Genomic DNA, 21,831 nt, shown 5'->3' with positions numbered 1-21,831 from the left:
AGGCTGCTGCAATCGCCCCATTGGCTTAACACTTGTCACCGTTTTTCTTTTTGGGATTTTGCCTAGGATTGCGGTAAAATCGGCGGGTTTTTAGTTATCTTACCGGAGCCCACCTTGAGCCAACCTGAACTCTCTGACGCCTATCTCAATCGCTTTGCCGGCATTGGCCGTTTATATGGCGCTAAGGCACTGACCCGATTTGCGCAGTCCCATGTGGCTGTGGTCGGCATAGGCGGGGTAGGTACCTGGGTGGCCGAGGCATTGGCCCGCAGTGGCATAGGCGAGATCACCCTGATCGATCTCGACGATATCTGTGTCACCAACACCAACCGTCAGCTGCACGCCCTCAAGGAGACGATAGGCGAGTCTAAGGTGGCGGTGATGGCTGAGCGTATCATGCAGATCAACCCCGAGTGCCGGGTCAATCAGGTGGAAGATTTCATTACTACTGACAATCTGAATGACTATTTTACCGGTCGTAAGCAGGGCGGTAGCCTGGACTATGTGGTCGACTGTATCGATGCGGTCAAACCTAAGGCGGCATTGATCGCCCACTGTAAGCGCCAGAAACTGCCGATAGTGACGGTAGGTGGCGCCGGCGGTCAGACAGATCCTACTCAGATCCAGGTGGCGGATCTGGCCAAGACCTATCAAGATCCTCTGCTGGCCAAGGTGCGTAACCTGCTGCGCCGCGAATACAATTTCTCTAAGAATGTGCAGCGCCGTTTCAGTATCGAGGCGGTGTTCTCTACCGAGCAGCTGGTCTATCCCCAGGCCGATGGCAGCGTCTGTAACGTCAAGGCCACGGCCGAGGGCAGCATGCGCATGGATTGTGCCTCTGGCTTCGGCGCCGTCACAGTGGTGACAGGTAGCTTCGGCTTTACCGCCGTGAGCCGAGTGCTGACCAAGCTTGCCGTCAAGGCATAGCCGATATCGCCTGCTGGCCTGAGGCGTAAATCACCAAAAACTTGATTTAAGTCTAAAGTCACCCTTTGGTCACTTGTTAGACTCAGTCGACATTTTTTGCTGGTGATTGATTATGAAACAGGCCCTGTTAAATCGATTCTTACGCTATGTGCAATTTGATACTCAGTCTGACGGGCGTCAAAGCTGCTGTCCCAGTACCCAGGGACAGATGGCGTTGGCGGATCAACTCAGAGAGGAGCTGATCAAGTTAGGCTTCAGTCAGGTGGCGCTTTCCGCGACTGGCTATCTGACGGCTCTGGTGCCCGCGACAGTTGAAGGGGTTCCGCCCATCGGCTTTATCGCCCACCTGGACACGGCGCCCGACTTTAGCGGCGCCAATGTTCGTCCTCAGCTGATCGAGAACTATGATGGCGGCGATATCCCTCTCGGCGCGCAGCATAGACTCTCTCCCGAGGAGTTTCCCGAGTTAGATCACTACCTGGGACAGACGTTGATCACCACAGATGGCAGCAGCCTGCTGGGCGCCGACGACAAGGCGGGGATCGCCGAGATCATCACAGCGCTATCGACTCTTCTTCAAGATCCCGACAGTCGCCATGGCGATATCTATCTCTGTTTCACGCCGGATGAGGAGATAGGGCGCGGCGCCGACAAGTTTGATTTCGAGGCCTTCAAGGCCGAGTGGGCCTACACGGTAGATGGCGGCGAGTTAGGCGGGCTGGAGTTCGAAAACTTCAACGGCGCCACGGCCGTGGTGACCGCCAAGGGTAACAACTGCCACCCGGGCTCGGCCTATGGCGTCATGGTCAACGCCCAGACCATGGCGGCGCGTTTTCATGCCAAGATGCCGCTGGGCGATACTCCGGAGAATAGCCTGGACTACGCCGGCTTCTTCCATCTTATTGAGATGAAGGGGGTGACCGAAGAGGCGCAGCTCACCTATCTGATCCGCGACTTCGACCTTGATCAGTTTGAGCAGCGCAAGCGTTGGCTCACCGAGCGGGTCGAGGCCTGCGACGCCCAGTTGCAGCAGGGCTCATTAAGCGTCAGCATCACAGACAGCTACTACAATATGCGCGATCAGCTGATCCCCCATCCCCATATTGTCGAGATCGCCAAGCAGGCGATGACTGACCTTGGCATCACTCCCAAGATCAAACCGATCCGCGGCGGCACCGATGGCAGTCGTCTCTCCTATATGGGGCTGCCTTGCCCTAACCTGTTTACCGGTGGTCATAACTTCCATGGCAAGCATGAATTTATCTGTCTGGAATCTATGGTGAAGGCGACCGAGGTGATCATGGCGATCTGCCACCTGACGGCCAAGCAGCTGAAAGCCTGATTAGCGCTTAAAAGCCTGATGGGTTGGAGAGGTTGAGCTCGACGGCCTGATTGTCCAGTACCTCCACCGGGAAGCTCACCTCGAAACAGGCCCCGCCCAGCTCGCCGTCGTCGCGATAGCGAATATTGCCCTGGAGCAGGGTGACGGCGTTGAACGCGGCGGAGAGGCCTAGGCCGGTGCCGCCCTCTGAGCGCGTGGTGGTATAGAAGGGCTCGAAGATATGGCCGGTGGCCTCGCTGTCGATCCCCGGTCCATCGTCCTGAATGCTGATCTTGAGCATTCCCGCGTCCAACTCGGCATCTATTCTGATTTTCCCCTGACTGCGACCCTTGAAGCCGTGGGCATAGGCGTTGGAGAAGAGGTTAGTGACTATCTGCTTAAACAGGCTCAGGTTGGTGAGTATGTTGAGCTCGGGATCGACTCTGTATTCCACCTCGGCCAGCTTGTCGCCGTAGATGAAGCGCATCGACTCGTGGTGCTCCTCTAGTCCCTGTTTGAGATTGATGCTGCGTTTATCTTCCAGGCTCTGCTCGGCCGCTATGGTCTTGAACTTCTGGATCAGGCTGCTGGCACGGGTGATGTTGCTGATGATAAGCTCACAGCTTTGCTGATACTCCTCCAGGATGGCGTTGATCTCCTCCAGGGTCGCGTTCTCGCTGTGGATCAGTTTGATCAGCTCTTCGATATGGATCAGCTGGGTGCTGGCGGCGGTGAGACAGATGCCTATGGGGGTGTTGATCTCGTGGGCCACGCCGGAGACCAGGCCGCCGAGGGCCGCCATCTTCTCCTGCTCGACCAACACCTGTTGGGCACGCTTGAGCACTAAGAGGGACTGTTCCAGCTCCTGGGTTCGTTCCTTCACCTGGCGGGCCAGCTCATCCTTGTAGCTACGTTCCAGTTCCAGCAGACGCTCGCGATCCGCCAGGGCTTCCTGTAGCTCAAGCTTGGAGGCCTTGATGTCGTCGAAGGAGCGTCTGAGTTGCTGCTGCATCTTGTTTATCGCCTCGGCAACCAGCCAGAACTCGTCATTCTTATGGCTGTCCTTGACGAACACAAGGGGCTCGAACTCGCCTTCTAGGTTGATGTTTTGGCTATAGTCGCTGAGCTTATGTAGGTGGCGGGTCACCAGATACCAGACCAGGAAGAGGATGAAGCCGGCGACGATAAAGGTCTTGATGGCATTGGAGAGCAGTATGACGATGGCGCGATCCAGCAGTTTCTCATACACCACCCTAAGATCTGCCTGCACCAGCAGGGTGCCCACGTCGATGTTCTCGTTGCCCGAGCTGTAGACCAGCTTAAAGCTGCGCTCTATGGTGTTCTCCGGCGTGGCCGTGCCCGCTTGCCAGTGTTGGCCGCTGTCGTCATCTATCTCTATATAGGTGATGTCAGGCAGTTGGATTAGGCCATCTATCTGGGTGTTGATCAGCCGCTCGTCGATCACCCAGATGCTGGCCGCCAGCACGTCGAGATTGACCTTCTCTATGCTGTCGAATTGACGGGTGATGCGGTTGACGTCGCTACGATAGTCGTTGATCAGCTGAAAGCCCGTGGTGAGCAGGGTGATCAAGGAACTAAAGAGGATGATCGACAGGGTGAGCTTTCTGCCGATGGGACTCTTGAGTAGCTGCGCTGTGTGGTTTGCCATTTATGGGTTCGCTTATCCTAAGCACCATAAGAACGGCCGACGATTGACGCTAGGTGCAGTGTCCAGATCACATAGCTTTAAGCATAGCCTGATTATTATCTTCTGCTCGGGCAAAGGGATAAAAATGTCGCCAAGATGATGTTTGTAAAGTCTTTATGTGGCTCTACGTGTTGGCATTTTACTTGCAATTACTCTGCTTACTGCAGGTTTTTTGACACTAGGTATCAAGATGGAAAAAGTAAATCTGATGCTGTTTAAACAGACGAGTCCCAAGCAAGTGATCTTTAATTTGATGTTGTGGCTGACCCTGATCAGCGCCGCCTTACTCTTTGCGCCCACCTCCTTGATGCAGGCCCTGAGGTTAGAGCTGCTGGTCAACCAGTATGCCCACTTCATCGGCCTAGGGCTGATTGTCGGCGCCGCCTATCTGCTGACCCAAGTGACCAACTATTTTCTCGACGAGGCGATCAAGCACCTCAAGGGCAAGCGCACCAAGGAGACGATTGAGAAGAAGGTGAGGCTGCTGGATCCCACAGAGCGCGCCCTGCTGAGAGAGTTTTTCCTGCAAGGGGAGACGGTGCTGACCCTGCCGGAAAATGAGGCCGCGGTGCAGAGCCTGCTGCAAGCCAACATCTTGCAATATCTGGGCAACAAGCAGCAGTACGCCATCCACGGGCCGACGGCAGACTTTAAGATCGCCATGGAGGCGAGATCCCATCTCAACCGCCAGGTGTTGCGTCTGCCACAGGGCGAGCCTAATCAAGAGCAGTTACAGCTGCTGATCAAGGCCAGACCCCACTTTATTCACAGTGTGGTGCCGAGCCGCAAGCACGCCGCCTAATCTCATTTTGGGGATTTGGTAAGAACTGTGTAGGAAGTTGGGTGTGAAAACACCGAGCGCTAGACAAAAAAAGTGGGGGCATAAGCCCCCATTTGCATTAGAAATATGATTTTCTGGACTTCTAAGTCCTATCTATTCTGGTTTCGACTTCGAGATAAACAACCACATGATGTATGACATTATGCCAATGGTGGTGAAGATCACTATCATAGATAGCAGGCCAATGGGGTTACCAAACATTAAATCTAACCAAAATGCCATGTGAGAAATCCTCTTTCGCAGCTGTTTATATCGTTGTCTGAAGCTAAATTAGCGCGAATGGATATGAGAAATGCTGATCTCGATCAATGAATGCTGTCAATTTGATAGCGCCCTATCATCGTTTTGCTGAATTTTGTGAGCCTGGTGGCAAATTTATCCCCTGCGAACAGGGCGATTGTGACGAGTTTTAACCGCTTAGGATGAAAAATCGGCAGTCGGTAATAAAGGTGTCGCAAAAGGCTTGCCATTAGTAAAAGCAAAGGTATAATTCCGTTCACTTACTCGAGACAGAGAGTAAGGTCTGATTGATGAGCCGGAGTGGTGGAATTGGTAGACACGACGGATTCAAAATCCGTTTCCTTCGGGAGTGACGGTTCAAGTCCGTCCTTCGGTACCATTATCAGTTGCTCTCCTCGAGAGAATAGCGGTAAGATCAGACAGACAAGATGCAGATGTGGTGGAATTGGTAGACACGCTAGCTTCAGGTGCTAGTGGCTTAACGGCCGTGCGAGTTCAAGTCTCGCCATCTGTACCAACTTGTTGATGCAACTCCTCTCTAGAAGAGATAAGAACCTGCTTAATAGCAGGTTTTTTTATGCCTGAAATTTGTGTCTGTTTAATAATCTCGTCTGCATCTCCCCTTAATCGACTGCTCTTAACAGCCTTTGCTAAGTAGCTAGAAGTCGCTAGTGCCCAGACTAAGCAGCTGGAGCGCCATCGGCGCCCCATCTCTTGCTTATCTTAATTCTGTGCATGACTGCAACTAGAAGCTGTAGGCGAGACCTATCATATAGTGGTCGTGTTCGAACTCCTGGTAGCTGACCTCTAACATGAGATCCAGCTGAGACAGCAGTGGGTAGCGATAGCGCAATCCAACATCGTAGATGCTGTCTGCCACCTTGCCATTGTCGAGATAGCCATAGTTTTCCGCATCGGTAAACAGGCCCACGTGCGCGACCAGTTGACTCTCGTTAAACAGATCTAAGCCATAGTTAACCTCGGTATACCAGGCTTCCACATCCTGATCGTAGTTCACCGTCAGATTGAGGGCCTTGTAGTCGATGCTTACTGCATACTCGACGCTGTAGCCACCGGCCCCATAGGTGTATTTCATGGCATTGAAACCCAGGCCCAGATCCTCGGTGAGCATCTGGTAGTAGCCGCCGTAGTAATCGATCTCATAATCGTTGTAGATACTGCCTTCGTCTTCATATCGATAGGTCTCGAATGAGGTCCCCAGATAGAAGCCGCTTTCATGTTCCACCATGAGGTCGCCCTGCAGGGTGGGCTTGTTGTCGCTGATGGTTTGGCCGCGCCACAGGTAGTTGCTGAGGCCCATGAGTACGCCTGAGGCGGCGAATTGACTTTCTTCGGCCGCTAGAGGTTGGCTCATGGTGCAGGCGATGGCTAAGGCGCAAGAGGAGAGTATTATCTTATTCATTATCAACCCTTAAACTATTTTTACTCTGTTCTAATAAACGTGATATTAAATTTATTTAAATGTAACTGATTGCCACTTTTATTGTGGTGCATAGATTGTAATAAATAGATTTAAATAAAATAATCACCCTTTATTAAAATATTGTTTATTTGTGATTGAATGACTTTTTTCTGTTTTGGTAAAAATGCAATTTGCATCTTGCAGGAGAATGATGAGGATGATAAATGTTCAGGTGGTTACAGTTATATTGTTGATTTTAATTGTTTAAAGTGTTGTTCGTGATGCTTGGGTGCTTTGTCGTTAGTCGCAAAATGATTTCTCGAAAAGTGAAAATAACCACTTTCTTCAAATTCTCACCATTGAGAGAATACGCTTAATAGTTAGTGTGATCTGGCTCCTTATTTATTTTGGTTTGATTTGTATGATTTTAATAAGGGTGAATAAGTCTATTTCTCCCGTTTGGTCTGTTATACGTCATCTTAAATTTCTTTATGTCTACGCCAATCAATTAATCGGCTGGAATAAAGAGTTAAATAGAATAATAAGGAATGTCTATGAGCGAAGTGCATTGGGGGCTGTTGGTGGCAGCCTATCTGTTCTTGGCCGGTGCGGGAGCGGGGGCCTTGTTTATCAGTGGCGCCCTGGTTCTGTCCGAAAAGGTGGTTCACGCCCACCATTGGTCGACGGCGAAGTTTAGCGCCATCGCGGGCCTGTTACTCTTGATGTTGGGCACAGGGATGATCGTCTTCGATCTGACCTCGTTCCAGTACGGCATCTTCAATGGCGACATGAGTAAGCTGCTGCGCTTCTATCGCCTGTTTATGACCTTCGAGCCCAGCTCCATGATGAGCATAGGTACCTGGCTGCTGACCCTAGCGATCATCTTTGCGCTGCTGTTTTGCTTCTCCTTCAAGCGGCGTAATCAGGAGACCTTTACTAGCCGTGGCTATGCGCTGATCAATCTGATCCTCGCTGTCTGCGTCGCTTCCTATACGGCACTGCTGATCGGCGACATCAAGCACAACATCGTCTGGTCTAACAGCATCTTGGTGGTGATCTTCCTGGTGTCTGCCATCTCCTCCGGCGCCGCCGTGGTGCTGATCGTCAAGACTTGGCTAAAGCAGAGCGACCCACATCATCACTTCGCCAAGGCAGATTCCATGGTGATGCTCATAGAGCTGTTTGTGCTGGGCATCTTCGTTTACGCCATCGCCAATGTGAGCAAGTTCTATGGCCTGGATAACCTGCTGGGGATGGCGACATCGGCCGGTAAGATCTGGTGGCTCGGCGCCGTAGTGGTTGGCCTGTTGCTGCCGCTGCTGCTCAACCTTACCTCCATCATGGGCAGAGTCGGCGTGTCTCACGCTAAGGAGTATGGCATCGCCGCACTCACCTTAGTTGGTGCCTTCTGTTTACGTTATTCGGTGTTACTGGCCGGTCAGTCTTATTAGGAGCTAAAGATGTTAGATAGAAGAAGAACACTCAAACTCCTGGCTGGCGGCGCCATCGCAACCACAGGCATGATGTTTATCCCCGCCGATCCTGTGATCGCCGATATTCGTCGTCAGGGTAAGAAGCGTCTGGCTATGGTGATCGATCTCGGTCGCTGCAACGGTTGCAAGGCCTGTGTGGTCTCCTGTGGTATAGAGAACGGCAACCTGCCTGACGAGCATAGAACCCAGGTGCCGCAACACAGCGTGGATCTGAATGGCAAGCAGTATGTGTTTAACATGCCGATCCTCTGCAACAACTGCGACAAGCCCTCCTGCGTGTCTGTCTGCCCGACGGGCGCCACCTTCAAGCGCGAGCAGGATGGCATAGTGGTGGTGGACTCACAGCTGTGTATCGGTTGTAACTACTGCATTCAGGCCTGCCCTTACGATGGGGTGCGTTTCACCCACTCGGCCACGGGCACAGTGGATAAATGTAACTTCTGTATTCAGCGAACCAGCCGTGGCTTGCTGCCTGCCTGTGTCGAGACCTGTACCGGTGGTGCCCGTGTCTTTGGTGACATCAATGACCCCGAGAGTGAGGTCTCCAGGCTGATACGTCAGCACAGGCCGCTGGTGTTGCAGGCCGGTAAGCAAACCTCCCCCAATGTGTTCTATATCGGCTTGACCCAAGACGAGAGCGACAGGGCATACAGTATCAATTCTCCCCAAACCTGGCAGAGGTAGCAGCATGGATCGTAGAGATTTTTTAAAGGCGGGTTCGGTTGCCGCCGTGATGACAACTGGCGCGCTGGGCGCCAAGGCCGCAACAAAGGCGAGCACGAGCGACGCCGAGATCAGCCGCTATGCCCCAACCTCCCTGACTCCTGAGTACTATTTTGATCAGGATAAGCAACTAGTGGAAAACCCTGAGCAGCGTTTCGCCTTCTCTAAGTGTTTCGGCTGCTTTAACGTCTGCGGCGCTCGGGTCAGCATAGACAACAAGACGGACAAGGTGCTACGCGCCGTGGGTAATCCCTATACCCTGACCAATAACGCAGGCCAGCCCTTTACCATGGAGACGCCGCCCAAGGAGGCGATGTTACAACTCTCCGCCGTCAGCGGCCTGAGCCAAAGCAATCGCGCTACTCTGTGTGGCCGCGGTAATGCGGTGCCCGATGCGTTCGAGGATAAGCACCGTATCACCCAGTGCCTCAAGCGGGTGGGCAAGCGAGGTGAGAATCGTTGGCAGAGCATCTCCTATGAGCAGCTGCTCAAGGAGGTGATTGAGGGCGGCGATCTGTTCGGCGAGGGCAAGGTAGAGGGGCTGAGGGCGATTCATGATAATCCTGCGCTGGCCAATCCGCGTTATCCCGATTTTGGTCCGGTGAAGAATCAACTGCTGGTCTCTACCTCCTCAGAGCAGGGGGCGCGGGCCGATTTTTTACACCGCTTCGTCAAGGAGTCCTGGGGCACACCCAACATAGGCAATAAAGACTCCTACTGTGGTCACCAACAGGTGGCGGGTTGCGCCCTCGGTTGTTTCGATGCCGTCGACGAGATGGCCTTGCCCCAGGTGGATTATGAAGAGACCAAGTTTGCCATCTTCATCGGCACCAACCCTGGGCTCAGTGGTAACGGCCTCAACGTGGGGTCGCGCCGTCTGGCCAAGGCCCGTAGCGATCGCCCCGACTTTAAATATGTGGTGGTCGATCCCATCTTGCGCTCCTTAACCTCTGAGGTGGATAACAGCCAGGGCGAGTGGTTGCCCATTATCTCGGGCGGCGATACCGCGCTGATGTTCGCCATGATGCAGTACATCATCAATCATGATCGCTATCGCCGCGCCTATCTTGAGGCGCCGAGCCAGGCCTGCGCCGACGCCATCGGCGAGATCAACTACACCAACGCAACCTATCTGGTGGTGAAAGAGCCTGGTCATCCTCTGTATAACCAGTTCCTGACCGCCGAAGCCTGTGGAGTCGGCGAGGCCGAGATCAAGATGGTGATCGATAAGGCTACGGGTCAGCTGGTGACAGGCGAAAGCGAACAACCGGCCGAGCTCTTTTACAAGGGCAAGCTGGCGATCGGTAATGGCGTCGAGGTGCAGGTGGAGACAGCCTTCTCACTGCTTAAGCAGAGAGTAAATGGCTATCCAATGCGCCTGCTCTCCGAGCGCTGCGGCATCTCTGTGGCCAAGATAGAGGAGTTGGCTAAGGAGTTCACCTCCCACGGGCGTAGCGTGGCGATCGAGACCTGTACCGGCTGTAATGCCTCTGACGGCGGTCAGTTTACCTTCGCCATGATCATGCTGGGCACTCTGGTTGGCGCCCATAACGCTAAGGGCGGCATGATGCACATGGGGGGCGTGGGCTACGCCGCCATGTACGACATCTACGACGGCCCTCTCTATAATCTGATGGACTTTGAGCACACCTCGCTGACCGGCTTTAACGCCGAGCGCTCCGGCGATTATGAGCTAAGCCATGAGTATCAACAGAAGCTGGCCAAGGGGATAAACCCTTACCCCGCGGAGCAGCCTTGGAACAACACCTTCGTGCAGGACAACAGTGGCGAGCTGCTGGTGGCCCATGCCAACAAGAACCCGTTCCAGTTCAAGGCCTGGATCACCTGGGCAACCAACCCCATCTATGGCTGCTCAGGCTTGCAGGATCAGGTGGAGGACTCCATCAGAGATCCCAAGCAGCTGGGGCTAATCATCGCCCTGGATCCCTATATCAACGAGACCAATGTCTTCGCCGACTATATAGTGCCGGACTCATTGCAGTATGAGCAGTGGGCCAACTCACGCATGTGGGGCAGCGAGTTTGTGGGCGACGTGGCCTGTGTGCCCGTGGTGGCTCCGCGTAACGTCAAGACAGCCCATGGCCAAGAGGTCAACATGGAGCAGTTCCTGATCGATATCAGCAAGGCGATAGGCTTGCCAGGCTTTGGTGACAAGGCGTTTAAGGACGTCGAGGGGCGCGACTTGCCGATTCATGAGCCGGCCGACTTCTACGTGCCCTTGTTCGCCAATATCGCTCACACAGGATCTGTGCTGCCATCGCCGACGGAGGAAGATATCGCCTTTACCAGCGTGGATCGCGTGCTGCCGCTGTTCAAGGCCAGACTCAAGCCCGAGGAGGTGGGGCCGACCGCCTACATGCTGACCCGTGGGGGGCGCTACGAGCGGGTGGATGAGCGTTACGAAGGGGAGTTTTTCAACCCCATGATGCGCATGGACACTCAGTTCCAGGTGTACAACGAGTCCTTGGCCCGGGTGAAAGACTCCTACAGTGGCGAGTATAACGACGGCCAACCCGTCTATGATGTGGATCGCTTCTGGGACGGCTCGGCGGTGCGTGCGCTGTGGAAGGTGAATGAGTATCCCTTTAACCTGTCGACCTTCAAGCTGCATCTTCGTAGCCCTTATTCTGTGGCGCTGCCGCGCATTACGGCCTTGGGTGAGACCAACTATATCCACTTGCATGAGGATGATGCCGCCAAGTTCGACATCAAGGATGGCGATAGAGTGCAGGTGCTGTCTCCTAAGGGGAAACATATCGAGGGGATAGTGCAGGCCGATAAGACGGTGGCCCGCAACACCATAGTGGTGGGTATGGGCTACGGCCACTGGTGTTTCGGCGCCAGCGATCTGGAGGTCGATGGTCAGGTGATCCCCGGCATTCCATCGAGAGGAACGGGTGTCTGTCCTAACCCCTTCAACATAGTGGATCCTAGCCGTAAGGGCGCCAGCCTCTACCGTGACAGAACCTTTGGTTCGACCGCCAGACATGGTGTGCCTGTGGCGATCCGTAAGGTGTGACCCAAAGAAAGCGCCGCGTCATTTCGACGCGGCGCATCTTATTACGCTGTTGTTAGGCCGCCTTTGTCGTCAATCACTCGGATAGGACACTCTTGCCCCCATCTCCTGTCTTAGCGACCAAGGTTTTACCTAGATACTCTATTTATCCTTAGCTTTGATAGATAGAGTTTTTTCTTTTTAGTGGCCCATGGCCAGATACCACTCATCACGTATGCCATTGAATAGTTGCTGCTTGAGCCAGTGGTGGGTGGGAGACTGGTTGATCTCCGAGTAGATGAGATAGTTGCCGACCGTGCGACCAACGGTGATCTGCTTGAGTAGGCGCTCGGTGAGAGCGCTTGGTAGTGTGGCGGTTCGTATTCCCTTGATCAGCGAATAAAACTCACGGGTGAAGACGTTACAGCTCATGGAGATAGCGCGTCCATCGAGAATATGACGGCTCAGGGCGGCGATATTGTCTGTGGCACCGAGCACGTTAACTGCCTTGCCTTCCGTCTTCCCCAGTTGTTCCAGTAGCGGCATGGGCAGATCGTTATAATTATCCAGGGCGAAATAATCATATTGGCATAAGTTGGCCAAGGTAAATTCGTCCTCAAATACCGCATGTCCCTCCTTGGCGATTAAAAATAGCTCCTCGGTTGGGGAAAACATCTCACAGATGATCTTGTGATCTTTAAATCTTTCGTAGACGACGGCAAAGTCGATCTCGCCATGTTCTATGGCGCGGCTGCAGTCGCTGGAGAGGGTGCGCACCTCGAAGGTTAAATTGGGCGCCTGAGGCAATATATATTGATGAATCACCTTGTTAATCACATAGGTGAACTCGTTGTAGGCGTAGATCTTAAAGTGGCCCCGGGCGGTGAGCGGATTGAAATGAATATGGTTGTGTTTGATCACCTGATAGTCATGGAGCAACTGTTTGATGTAGGGCAGGAGCTGTATGGCTTTGTCTGATAAGACAAAGCCTTGTGCCCGACGGATGAAGAGCACGTCCTTGAAGATATCGCGCAGTATGCCAAGGTGACGGCTGACCGAAGAGATACTCATCCCCAGCTCGTTGGCGACCAGGCCTGCATTTAAGTGACGACTGATGGATTCGAAAATGATCAGCGAATGATAATCGAGTTTATCAATATTCATGGGGAGAGGAATTAACGGTTTTTATTGGCTAATTTTTACCATTTTACCTAGGCATCAAACAAATTTGCCTGGCAATTCTGTGTGTCAGATTGGCTTTTATCGACTAAAGCCTAATGGCCCGCACAAGCATACTCTTCGAAGGCGATGATGGTGCTCAAATCCAAGTCATAAACATTTTTAATTGGTGAATATTTAATAGACGAGTATTCAATTAAAAAGGTCTCCAAAATAGCCGGTGGAAACACCGGAGAGCAGGGCGAGCTAGTAGGCTTGACTAGCAAGCCTTAAAAAAAGAAGCATCCATGCTTTGGGAGTATAGCTAAGGTTAAAAAAGGTGGGTGCCCGTCTCTTGACGCCGACCTCAGGGGTTAACTCTGCTTACTGAAATTGATAGCTCAGGGTGATGCCAAACTGCCTGCCCCGAGCCAGGGTGGCCAACTCGTCGCTGCTGTAGAAGTAGCTCTCGTTGGTGAGGTTTTCGCTCCACACCTTGGCCGACAGGTTCGGAGTGATCTGATAGCGCATGGCGGCCTCGACCAGGTTGGCAGCATCGCGGGTCAGCTCGCCCGAGGCGGGCTCCTTGACCGGTGCCAGGTAGCGATAGCCTGTGCTGAAACTAAAGTCAGACCATCTGTATTCCATGTTGACGCCAAGCTCGTTGCGACCAGCATCGGCCAGGCGATCGCCCTCGTCGCTGACGGCGTCTATCCACTGGCCCGTACTGCCCAGGGTAAACTGCTCGCTGGGGCGCCAGTCGATGCGATATTCCAGCCCCTTGATGCTGCCGCTGTCGACGTTGCGATAGCTCAGCGTTTCCTCGGCGATGCTGACGCGCTCGATATAGTCGCTGACGCGGGAGTAGTAGGCCGCCAGCTGCCAGGCGAAGTCGCCATAGACATCGGTCAGGGTCAGCTCGGCCGTGGTGGATTTTTCAGGCACCAGATCGCTATTGGCCACTATGGTGCCACGTCCCGTGCTGCCGCTGTAGTAGTGTTCGGTCAGCGAAGGGAAGCGGTAGGCGTTGCCCAGGTTAATCTTCCACTCCTGCTGCTCGCCGCGGGTATAGACGGCGCCGATAAATCCGGTGACGGCGGTGTCTGAGTGATCCTCTGCCCCCTCGCCAGACTGTTGATAGCGCGCCGCGCGCATGCCCGCTACCAGTTGCCAGCTATCCAGCTGGGTGCTGGCGTCGGCAAACAGGGCGTATTCATCCTGGCTGGCATCGATATTCTGCTGCAGGCTGGTGCTGTCATTTTTCAGCGAGCGCTCTAACTCCGAAGCCTTAACGCCGCGACGGGCGATATAGTCGGCGCCCCAGCGGCCATTGAAGTTGCCGCCTTGCCACTCCTTGACCCAGTGACCACCAAGATCCAGCGACTCGTTACTGACAGTGTTGACCCGCTTTGCCGGGCGTATGGTCTCAGTCTCCAGGCTCTGATCGTGGGCGAACAGGCTCAGGCTCCAGTCGTGAGGCCGCGTTAGGCGCCATTGCAGCAGGTGGTGCTGCTCGTCTGGGTAGGAGACGATCTTCTTGTGGGGATAGTCCTTGCTGGACTTACCTATGTCGTCGCCATTGCTGTAGAGGTAGAAGGTGTCGCTCTCCAGGCCATTGTCGAATGCCCAGTGGTGGTCGATCAGCGCAGATTGCTGGTCGAAATGATCATAAAGGGTGTTGCCCTGCACATCTTCGCTGTTGCCTGCGTGTTGTCTCGACAGCGCCACGGACCACTGCTCGTTACCGGCTTCCAGGGTCTGCTGATCATATTTTGCATCGGTCAGGGTCAGGCTGGCCGCCACATTGTGGGCGTGCTTGGGGTTGAGCTGCACCAGACCGCCCAAGGCGCCAGAGCCATAATAGGTGGAGGAGGGCCCCTTGATCACATTGACCGATTCGAGAAATTGCGGCGGTATAAATGAAGCTGTCGTTCCGGCCCGGCGTTCTGTGTAGAGCGGAATGTCACCGATAAAGGTTGGCACTCGCCAACGGGACATGCCCCTGAGTCCGACGGTTTGAAAAAGCCCTCCCTGGCCGACAAAACTAATTCCGGGAACGGAATGCAACAAACGTGCTAGGTTAGTCGGGGTCGAATCGCTGTCGTCCGGGTTAAGGGTATTGACGTTCGCCGTCGTGGCAACAGGACTCTGAGTGGCATTCCTGTTGCCATTGATGGTGATACGTTCAATCGACTGCGCGGCCAACCCCGATGAAGAGGTCAACACGAGGAGCGATGTGAGTATCGATGAAGTGATTCTGTTCAAAGATAAAGACATGCGGCTTACTCCAGTGTGCTTAGGGGCATACCTTAGCAAGGCGCCGGCCCGGCAAACTGACAAAGATCAGTTGGCCAAAACTATTTTTCTTAGGCAAGTAAAAGGGCCTGAGGGGCGGGGCGACAGATGAGCGGGAAAATTAGATTGAATTCACCCAGTTCGATGCAATACCCTAGATAGATAACAAAACGAGACCCTATGAGCCGATGGCGCAACAAATAGAGCAAACCGTATACATTGTCGATAACGACGAGGCGATCCGCGAGGCGATGGCCTTCCTGATGGAGTCCGTCGGCCTGCCCTGCAAGCTGTACTGCTCGGCGCAGGAGTTTCTCGACGACTATTCGCCGCAGATGAGCGGCTGTCTGGTGCTGGACGTGCGCATGCCCAAGATGAGCGGCATGGAGCTGCAGCAGAAGTTAAACGAGCGTCAGGTCTCCTTACCTATCATCTTCATCAGCGGTCACGGCGATGTGCCCATGGCGGTCAAGGCGATGCGTCAGGGCGCCTTCGACTTCATCCCCAAACCGTTTCGCGACCAGGAGCTGCTGGACCGCATCAATCTGGCGCTGGAGCAGGAGGCGCAGCTGCGTCTGGTGCATCAGCAGCTGAGTCAGATAAAAGAACGCCTGGCTACCCTTACCGGACGTGAGCGGGAGATCCTCGACAATATCGTCATGGGAAAATCCAATAAGCTTATCGCCATTGAGCTGGAGCTGAGCCAGCGCACCGTGGAGATCCACCGCGCCAGGGTGATGGAGAAGATGGCCTGCGACTCTCTGGCCGAGCTGGTACATGACATCACGTTGATCAAGTCTGCAGACGCCTGACCTAGGGCGTCCGCTTCACCACACATTCATTCGCTAACTGTCTTGGCTTTCTAGCTAAGACAGTTTTCGTTACACCTAATCCCAATCTCTATCTCAATCTTCTGTCTCGAACTTCTAGCTCAATTTTTTGCCTGCTCGGTCAGCCGCGAGTTCAAGCCAATCGGCTCTGGCGGCGCTGTTCCTGCATGCCGAGCCGAGTGAGCCGGCGCTTTTTTTCGCCAAACTGATCTTTGTCAGTTGGTTATTTATTTCTGCCTGTAGTGTGAAACAGCTTGTGTATACGAACCAACCACACTCAAACGACAAAAATTCGCATCGATGCTAAGTGGGTAACACGGACTTAAGGTGCAATTTTGGTAGTAATAAAATAACTAGGAGGCTTTTGACTATGTTCAAAAAGTCAACATTATACAACAGCCTGTGTCTCGGCTTTGTCAGCCTGATGGCGGTGAATCACGCCCAGGCTGCTGCGTCAGCACCTGTGGTTAGTAAGTCTGTTAATAACGTCACTATCCCTGCGCTGCGCGATATTGCGCTCAACTTGAGCAAAGATACCAAGGCACGTCTTGTGCGCGGTAAGATGGATTCGGCGTCCGGTGAAACCACCCGTAAGACCAGCGAAATCATCCAAAACTTCGAACTCCCCTTCGTTGGTGGCATGGGTAAGAGCGCCTCTGGCCTGAGCAAATCCAATAAGACGATGGGCGTCCTGGCCCTGGACGCAGCCGATCCCGTGCAGCGTGACTTCCTCGGCGACAGCATGCCATCGCCGCTGATGAGCTTCGACGGCATCGACAATATCAACCGTGTTGCCCCGCCCGATACCACAGGCGATGTCGGCCCGAATCACTATGTGCAGATGGTTAACGTCTCTTTCGCCATCTGGGACAAGCAGGGCAATCAGCTGATCCCGCCAACGCCGACCAATGCGATTTGGAAGAGCCTGGGCGGCATCTGTGCCCAGAACAACGACGGTGACCCTATCGTGCTCTACGATCCGCTGGCGGATCGCTGGATGATGAGCCAGTTCGCCATCAACCAGTCGGACTACCACGAGTGTGTCGCCGTGTCTAAGACGCCGGATCCTACCGGTGAATGGCACCTGTATGACTTTAAGATCAGCGACATCAAGATGAACGACTACCCGCACTTCGGTGTGTGGCCAGACGGTTACTATATGTCGGTGAACCAATTCTACCTCGATGGTCGTGAAGATCAGTGGGGCGGCGCCGGCGCCGTGGTGTTCGAGCGTGAGAAGATGCTGCGCGGCGAACCAGCCCGCATGGTCTACTTCGACGATCCTGCACCAGAGCTGGGCGGTATGCTACCGGCCGACCTCGATGGTCTGACGCCGCCACCGGAAGGTGCGCCAAACTACTTCGTGCAACCTATCGATGACAGCCAGGGGCCTGCCACCGATGAGCTGCATATCTGGGCCTTCAAGACAGATTGGCAAAACCCAGAGCAGTCTACCTTCGAGCAGATCGCCATGTTGCCGGTGACCGGCATGGAGTTCAGTGGCTGTAAGGGCGGCTGTATTCCTCAGCCTGACGTGAGCAGCGAAGACTATCTGGACCGCATTCCTTATCGTCTCATGTTCCGTCTCGCCTATCGTAACTTTGGCGATCACGAGGCCATGGTGCTCAACCACACAGTGTTTACCGGTGACGCCGATACCAATCGCTGGAGCCCACGCTGGTACGAGATCCGCAACCCAAGCACCACGCCAGTGGTTCATCAGCAGAGCAGCTATGCGCCTGATGGCGATACCCGCTGGATGGGCAGTGTCGCCATGGACGCCGTGGGCAACATCGCCCTGGGTTACACAGTCTCTGGCCCTAACACCTATCCGTCGGTACGTTATACCGGCCGTCTGGCATCGGATCCCCTAAATACCATGCCACAAGGTGAAAACGAGCTGGTTGCTGGTGGCAGTTCACAACGCGGCGCCAACGGTCGCTGGGGTGACTACAGCACCATGAGCGTGGATCCTGTGGACGATTGTACCTTCTGGTACACCCAGGAATACTATGGCGACTTGAACGCCGGCGACATCGACTGGATGACTCGCATCGGCTCCTTCAAGTTCCCTAACTGTACTACGGGTCCTCAGGGTACCTTGGTCGGCACAGTGACCGGCGTCGAAGGCAAGCCACTGGCTAACGCCATGGTGAAAGCCGGCGCTGTAACTGCCTTTACCGACGAGAACGGCCACTATGAAGTGACCATGCCTGTGGGCAGCTATGACGTGAGCGTTCGCGCCTACGGTTACCAAGAAGCCAAGCACGCGGATCTGGCGATTGCCGAAGATAGCGAGCAGACGCTGAGTGATTCACTGTCGCCGCTACCTCTGGTTACCCTAACCGGTAAGGTAGTGGATAACAGTGGTCACGGCTGGCCATTGGCGGCCAAGCTGGCCCTTGCTGGCGAACTGGCACCAAACCTTGAGTTGATGAACGACCCGGCAACCGGCGAGTTCAGCGTCGAGGTGTATCAGGGCTGGGGCTATAAGATCACCGCTTCTACGGCTCTGAACGGCTACAACGAGAAGTCGCTGGACTTCGTGGCGAGCGATACTCAGATCGCCAACGGTGTCACCTTAGCGCTGGATGTTAACAACAGCGTCTGTAGCGCCCCGGGTTACAAGGCCTACGGTATTGTCGAAGACTTCGACGGCGAAACCTTTCCACCTGCGGGCTGGACAGTGGTTAATGATGCAACTGGTGATGATATCGAGTGGCGTACTAATACCGCTTGGGATCGCCCTAACTTTACCGGTGGTAGCGGCAAGTCGGCGGCAGTAGATAACGACCGTTACGGCTGGGGTAAGTATGACACTAGTCTGGTCTCGCCAAGCATTCAGGTCAGTGCCCTGGAAGATAGCACCGCGTTGCAGTTCAAGCTGGACTTCGTCGGCGGCATCTTCGGTGGCTCTATGGTTGACCTGGATATCAGTGTCGACGGTGGTGCCTGGAAGACGCTACTGAGCTATCCAGATACGACTCGTGAGCGTCTGGTGGACTACGATCTGGCCGCTGAAGTGGCCGGTGCGACCGAGTTCCGCCTGCGTTGGCACTATCACCACATCTATGGCGACACCAAGCAGTGGGATAACTGGGCTCAGGTGGACGATATCTCTATCGCCCGCGGTTGTAGCTCGGTAGAGGGTGGCCTGGTGGCCGGTACCATTACCGACTTCAACACTCAGCTGCCTGTGGCTAACGTCGAGATCGTCGACGGTCTGGGCAACAAGGCGGTGAGCGATCATCAGGGTCAGTATGTGATCTTTTCGGCCGAGGGTGAGCAGCAGATTAACCTGCATCAGGCAGGTTACGCCGACGTCAATGAAAATGTCAGCGTGACTGCCGATGACGTGACTGCCAAGGACTTCAGCGTCAAGGCGGGTCGTCTCAGCTCTGAAACTGAAACCATCGAGCTGGCGGTGACCAGTGGTCGTAACCTGAGCGAAACCTTTGAGATCCAAAACTCGGGCAGCAACGATCTGACCTTCAAGCTAGGCGAGATCAACGCGCCACTGGCCGCGCCTGTCGAAGGGCCTAAGCTGGCTATCGGTGGTCGTAAGTTTGGACCTAAGAACCTATGGGATCTGACGACACGTAAGATCCGCGTGCCTTACATTCTGCCACAGGCGGATCTCGAAGAGAGCCAGGTGGTACAGAGCTGGGCGGTCGATCTGGTAGCCTCTAACGGCGTGGTGTTCGACCAGTCGACGGGCGATCTCTGGATCAACAACCTAGGTGTGTTTGGTGGTGACGATAAGGTCTATCGCTTCAAGCAAGATGGTACCAAGACAGAAGACAAGATCGATCTGCATCCGTTGATGACTACCCGTGGTGCCCACGCCGGTATGACCTACAACAGCCGCACCGGCAAGTTGTGGCAGATCATGGTGGGTGGTGAGCGTTGTATCTACGAGCTGGATCCGGTTGAGAAGCAGGCCACTGGCAAGCGTCTCTGTCCTGATGTGACTACCTCGCAGCGCGGCCTGGCCTATGACGCGGTGAACGACCAGTTCTTCTCGGGTTCATTCATCGACGGCCTGATCCACCGCTTTGGCAGTGACGGTACTCTGCTTGAGTCGACCGATGTGGGTCTGCCTATCGCAGGCTTAGCCTTCAACCCAACATCACAGCACCTGTTTGTGGCGACCAACAGCTTCAAGCCTATGGATATCGATATTTACATCCTGGATGTGGCCAACGATTACCAGGTGATCGGCGGTTACGCTATCGACGGCCGTGCCGATGGTGGTGGCTCGGGTCTGACTATTGATTGTCAGGGCCACCTGTGGGCACTGGATATCGAGGCGCAGCAGCTGTTTGAGGTTGACTCTGGCGAGACTGGCGTGTGTGACTTCCAGGATGTGAACTGGTTGTCGCTACAGCCTAACGTCGGTGACCTGAGTGTCGCGGGTAACCAGCAGGTGACCCTGGATGTGGACGCCGCCAACATGGCGCCGGGCGAGTATGAGGTTCAGGTGCTGCTCAACAGCAACAGCCCATACAAGATGCAGTCTATTCCGGTGAAACTGACCGTGAATGAACGTGTCCCTGGTGTACTTGGCTTTGCCGTGACTCATTATGAGGCTAACGAGGCCGATGGCACCGTAACCCTGACGGTTTCACGTCAAGGTGGCAGCGACAACGCCCTGACCCTGGAGTACCGCACTCTGGATGCAACGGCCAAGGCGGGTGCAGACTTCGAAGCCGCCTGGGGTGTCATCAAGTGGGACGACATGGATATGGCCGACAAGACCATCAGCATCAAGCTGCTAAGCGATGATGTCGAGGAGTCGATGGAGTCCTTCAGCGTGGCCCTGTCACAGCCTACGGGTGGTGCGACCCTGAACTCGGCAACCATTGCCACGGTTGAGCTGGAAGACAAGAAGTCCAGCGGCGGTAGTTTAGGCCCAGTCCTGCTTCTGCTTCTGGGTGTCGGTTCACTGTTTAGCCGTCGCCAAGCGCGTCGTTCATAAGTGTGATTAAGCCAGCGCGAAGCCTCGCGCTGGCTTTTTACCTTTAGCATTCACATTGGAGAATTCGATATGTCACGTTTCCTCTCTGTTTTTACCATCTCTGTCGCCCTGCTGGCGAGCGGCGCCCAAGCCGAAACTCAAACCGAAACTCAAGCCCAAGCCGAAACCCAAACGGTAGGCTGGCGCGATCTGGCCCATGCCCGCGAGGTGGCGAATGATCCCTATCATCAACTCAATCAAGATCAATCACAGCTGATGCTGGATTTTATGGCCATCTCGGCCCATTTCGCCAAGGATCAGCGCGACAACTACCTGCCGGTGCTTAACACCCTATCGCCGCTCAGCTCGGTGGATTTCAGCCAGGGCAGCTATCCCTACGCCGAACAGCTGAACACCTATCTGGCGCAGGCGAGCGAGGTCAACGCTAAGCTGGTTGTGGCCATCGAAGCCGAGCAAGACCCGGCCAAGCTGGCCCAGGTGATTCAGGCGACCAATAAGTCACTGGACGCCATGGCGGCGCTGTCGCCGCGTCTCGAGCAGTTCAAGCATGGCAGCGACAAGTATCTGGACAAGAAAGAGCGTATCAAGCAGCCCAAGTATGCCGCCGCCTTCACCGTGGGCAGCACGCTGGTAGATGCCGTGCCTGCCTATCAGGCTCAGCAGCAGGCGCTACTGGCCAAGGCCAAACAGCTTAAGGCGCAGTTAGCGCACAATCTTTGAGCCCAACTGATCTTTGTCAGTTGGCTGCGCGCAATAACGGGTAGTTTGTATCACTGGTATACACACAAGCATCGAATAACGGCAAATCACGTCAACTTTAGCGGCGACTTTAGATAAGAGTGTGTCTTAGGGCGCCCAATGACGACGTGAGCCAAGGT

General features: G+C 54.5%; 14 protein-coding genes and 2 tRNA genes. 11 read left to right on the top strand and 5 right to left on the bottom strand.

What is annotated here, in order from left to right; translation table 11 throughout:
- Positions 1-114: 114 nt before the first annotated feature.
- Both tcdA and pepT read left to right on the top strand, forming a co-directional pair.
- A complete protein-coding gene (tcdA, locus tag K0J45_RS16690) occupies positions 115-927 on the top strand; it encodes a tRNA cyclic N6-threonylcarbamoyladenosine(37) synthase TcdA (protein WP_220043379.1) in 813 nt (270 codons plus the stop codon).
- Positions 928-1,039: 112 nt separating this feature from the next.
- A complete protein-coding gene (pepT, locus tag K0J45_RS16685) occupies positions 1,040-2,269 on the top strand; it encodes a peptidase T (protein WP_220043378.1) in 1,230 nt (409 codons plus the stop codon).
- Positions 2,270-2,276: 7 nt separating this feature from the next.
- Here the strand turns inward: pepT and K0J45_RS16680 are convergent, their stop codons facing one another.
- Positions 2,277-3,917, bottom strand: a complete 1,641-nt coding sequence (locus tag K0J45_RS16680) for a sensor histidine kinase (protein WP_220043377.1) — start codon at positions 3,915-3,917, stop codon at positions 2,277-2,279.
- Between the two features lie 229 nt (positions 3,918-4,146).
- On the opposite strand from K0J45_RS16680, the gene K0J45_RS16675 reads away from it, so the two are divergent.
- Entirely contained in the window at positions 4,147-4,758 is a 612-nt protein-coding gene (locus K0J45_RS16675; protein ID WP_220043376.1) for a superinfection exclusion B family protein, read from the top strand.
- 132 nt (positions 4,759-4,890) lie between these two features.
- Here K0J45_RS16675 and K0J45_RS16670 read toward each other — a convergent pair whose 3' ends face one another.
- On the bottom strand, positions 4,891-5,019 hold the full coding sequence (locus K0J45_RS16670; protein ID WP_011867043.1) for a DUF3149 domain-containing protein: 129 nt from the start codon (positions 5,017-5,019) through the stop codon (positions 4,891-4,893).
- Positions 5,020-5,331: 312 nt separating this feature from the next.
- Here K0J45_RS16670 and K0J45_RS16665 point away from each other — a divergent pair.
- Positions 5,332-5,416: transfer RNA gene (locus K0J45_RS16665), tRNA-Leu, on the top strand.
- 51 nt (positions 5,417-5,467) lie between these two features.
- Positions 5,468-5,554: transfer RNA gene (locus K0J45_RS16660), tRNA-Leu, on the top strand.
- A 228-nt stretch (positions 5,555-5,782) separates the two neighbouring features.
- Here the strand turns inward: K0J45_RS16660 and K0J45_RS16655 are convergent.
- Positions 5,783-6,460 (bottom strand): TorF family putative porin, encoded by a 678-nt coding sequence (locus tag K0J45_RS16655; RefSeq protein ID WP_220043375.1) that lies wholly within the window; start codon positions 6,458-6,460, stop codon positions 5,783-5,785.
- A 554-nt stretch (positions 6,461-7,014) separates the two neighbouring features.
- Between K0J45_RS16655 and nrfD the strand changes: the two genes are divergently transcribed.
- From nrfD to K0J45_RS16640, 3 genes are read left to right on the top strand one after another with little or no spacing between them, the layout of a single operon-like run.
- Positions 7,015-7,911, top strand: a complete 897-nt coding sequence (gene nrfD, locus K0J45_RS16650; RefSeq protein WP_144204314.1) for an NrfD/PsrC family molybdoenzyme membrane anchor subunit — start codon at positions 7,015-7,017, stop codon at positions 7,909-7,911.
- Between the two features lie 9 nt (positions 7,912-7,920).
- Complete coding sequence (locus K0J45_RS16645) at positions 7,921-8,637, top strand: 4Fe-4S dicluster domain-containing protein (RefSeq protein WP_220043374.1); 717 nt, start codon at positions 7,921-7,923, stop codon at positions 8,635-8,637.
- A gap of 4 nt (positions 8,638-8,641) precedes the next feature.
- The gene (locus tag K0J45_RS16640) at positions 8,642-11,716 is read left to right on the top strand and encodes a molybdopterin dinucleotide binding domain-containing protein (RefSeq protein ID WP_220043373.1); all 3,075 of its coding nucleotides are present in this window, start codon (positions 8,642-8,644) and stop codon (positions 11,714-11,716) included.
- Between the two features lie 177 nt (positions 11,717-11,893).
- On the opposite strand, the gene K0J45_RS16635 is transcribed toward K0J45_RS16640, so the two are convergent.
- Entirely contained in the window at positions 11,894-12,856 is a 963-nt protein-coding gene (locus K0J45_RS16635) for a LysR family transcriptional regulator (protein WP_220043372.1), read from the bottom strand.
- Between the two features lie 378 nt (positions 12,857-13,234).
- Entirely contained in the window at positions 13,235-15,127 is a 1,893-nt protein-coding gene (locus tag K0J45_RS16630) for a TonB-dependent receptor plug domain-containing protein (RefSeq protein ID WP_220043371.1), read from the bottom strand.
- A gap of 206 nt (positions 15,128-15,333) precedes the next feature.
- Here K0J45_RS16630 and K0J45_RS16625 point away from each other — a divergent pair, with 206 nt between their 5' ends.
- From K0J45_RS16625 to K0J45_RS16615, 3 genes are all read left to right on the top strand, one after another.
- Positions 15,334-15,957, top strand: coding sequence for a response regulator transcription factor (locus tag K0J45_RS16625; protein WP_220043370.1), 624 nt, complete (start codon positions 15,334-15,336; stop codon positions 15,955-15,957).
- A gap of 388 nt (positions 15,958-16,345) precedes the next feature.
- On the top strand, positions 16,346-20,953 hold the full coding sequence (locus tag K0J45_RS16620) for a Calx-beta domain-containing protein (RefSeq protein ID WP_220043369.1): 4,608 nt from the start codon (positions 16,346-16,348) through the stop codon (positions 20,951-20,953).
- Between the two features lie 69 nt (positions 20,954-21,022).
- Complete coding sequence (locus K0J45_RS16615) at positions 21,023-21,673, top strand: hypothetical protein (RefSeq protein WP_220043368.1); 651 nt, start codon at positions 21,023-21,025, stop codon at positions 21,671-21,673.
- Positions 21,674-21,831 lie beyond the last annotated feature (158 nt).

The organism is Shewanella alkalitolerans, assembly GCF_019457575.1.
Lineage (GTDB): Bacteria > Pseudomonadota > Gammaproteobacteria > Enterobacterales > Shewanellaceae > Shewanella > Shewanella loihica.
Note: the sequence above shows the minus strand (reverse complement) of the source record. Positions and strands in the feature narration are given on the sequence as shown.

Bases quoted from the DNA above. Each gene is read 5' to 3' on its own strand.
- K0J45_RS16675 (WP_220043376.1), top strand. From the start codon at position 4,147: ATGGAAAAAGTAAATCTGATGCTGTTTAAACAGACGAGTCCCAAGCAA.
- K0J45_RS16625 (WP_220043370.1), top strand. From the start codon at position 15,334: ATGGCGCAACAAATAGAGCAAACCGTATACATTGTCGATAACGACGAG.
- K0J45_RS16680 (WP_220043377.1), bottom strand. From the start codon at position 3,917: ATGGCAAACCACACAGCGCAGCTACTCAAGAGTCCCATCGGCAGAAAG.
- K0J45_RS16640 (WP_220043373.1), top strand. From the start codon at position 8,642: ATGGATCGTAGAGATTTTTTAAAGGCGGGTTCGGTTGCCGCCGTGATG.
- nrfD (WP_144204314.1), top strand. From the start codon at position 7,015: ATGAGCGAAGTGCATTGGGGGCTGTTGGTGGCAGCCTATCTGTTCTTG.
- K0J45_RS16645 (WP_220043374.1), top strand. From the start codon at position 7,921: ATGTTAGATAGAAGAAGAACACTCAAACTCCTGGCTGGCGGCGCCATC.
- K0J45_RS16655 (WP_220043375.1), bottom strand. From the start codon at position 6,460: ATGAATAAGATAATACTCTCCTCTTGCGCCTTAGCCATCGCCTGCACC.
- K0J45_RS16670 (WP_011867043.1), bottom strand. From the start codon at position 5,019: ATGGCATTTTGGTTAGATTTAATGTTTGGTAACCCCATTGGCCTGCTA.
- K0J45_RS16630 (WP_220043371.1), bottom strand. From the start codon at position 15,127: ATGTCTTTATCTTTGAACAGAATCACTTCATCGATACTCACATCGCTC.
- K0J45_RS16615 (WP_220043368.1), top strand. From the start codon at position 21,023: ATGTCACGTTTCCTCTCTGTTTTTACCATCTCTGTCGCCCTGCTGGCG.
- pepT (WP_220043378.1), top strand. From the start codon at position 1,040: ATGAAACAGGCCCTGTTAAATCGATTCTTACGCTATGTGCAATTTGAT.
- K0J45_RS16620 (WP_220043369.1), top strand. From the start codon at position 16,346: ATGTTCAAAAAGTCAACATTATACAACAGCCTGTGTCTCGGCTTTGTC.
- K0J45_RS16635 (WP_220043372.1), bottom strand. From the start codon at position 12,856: ATGAATATTGATAAACTCGATTATCATTCGCTGATCATTTTCGAATCC.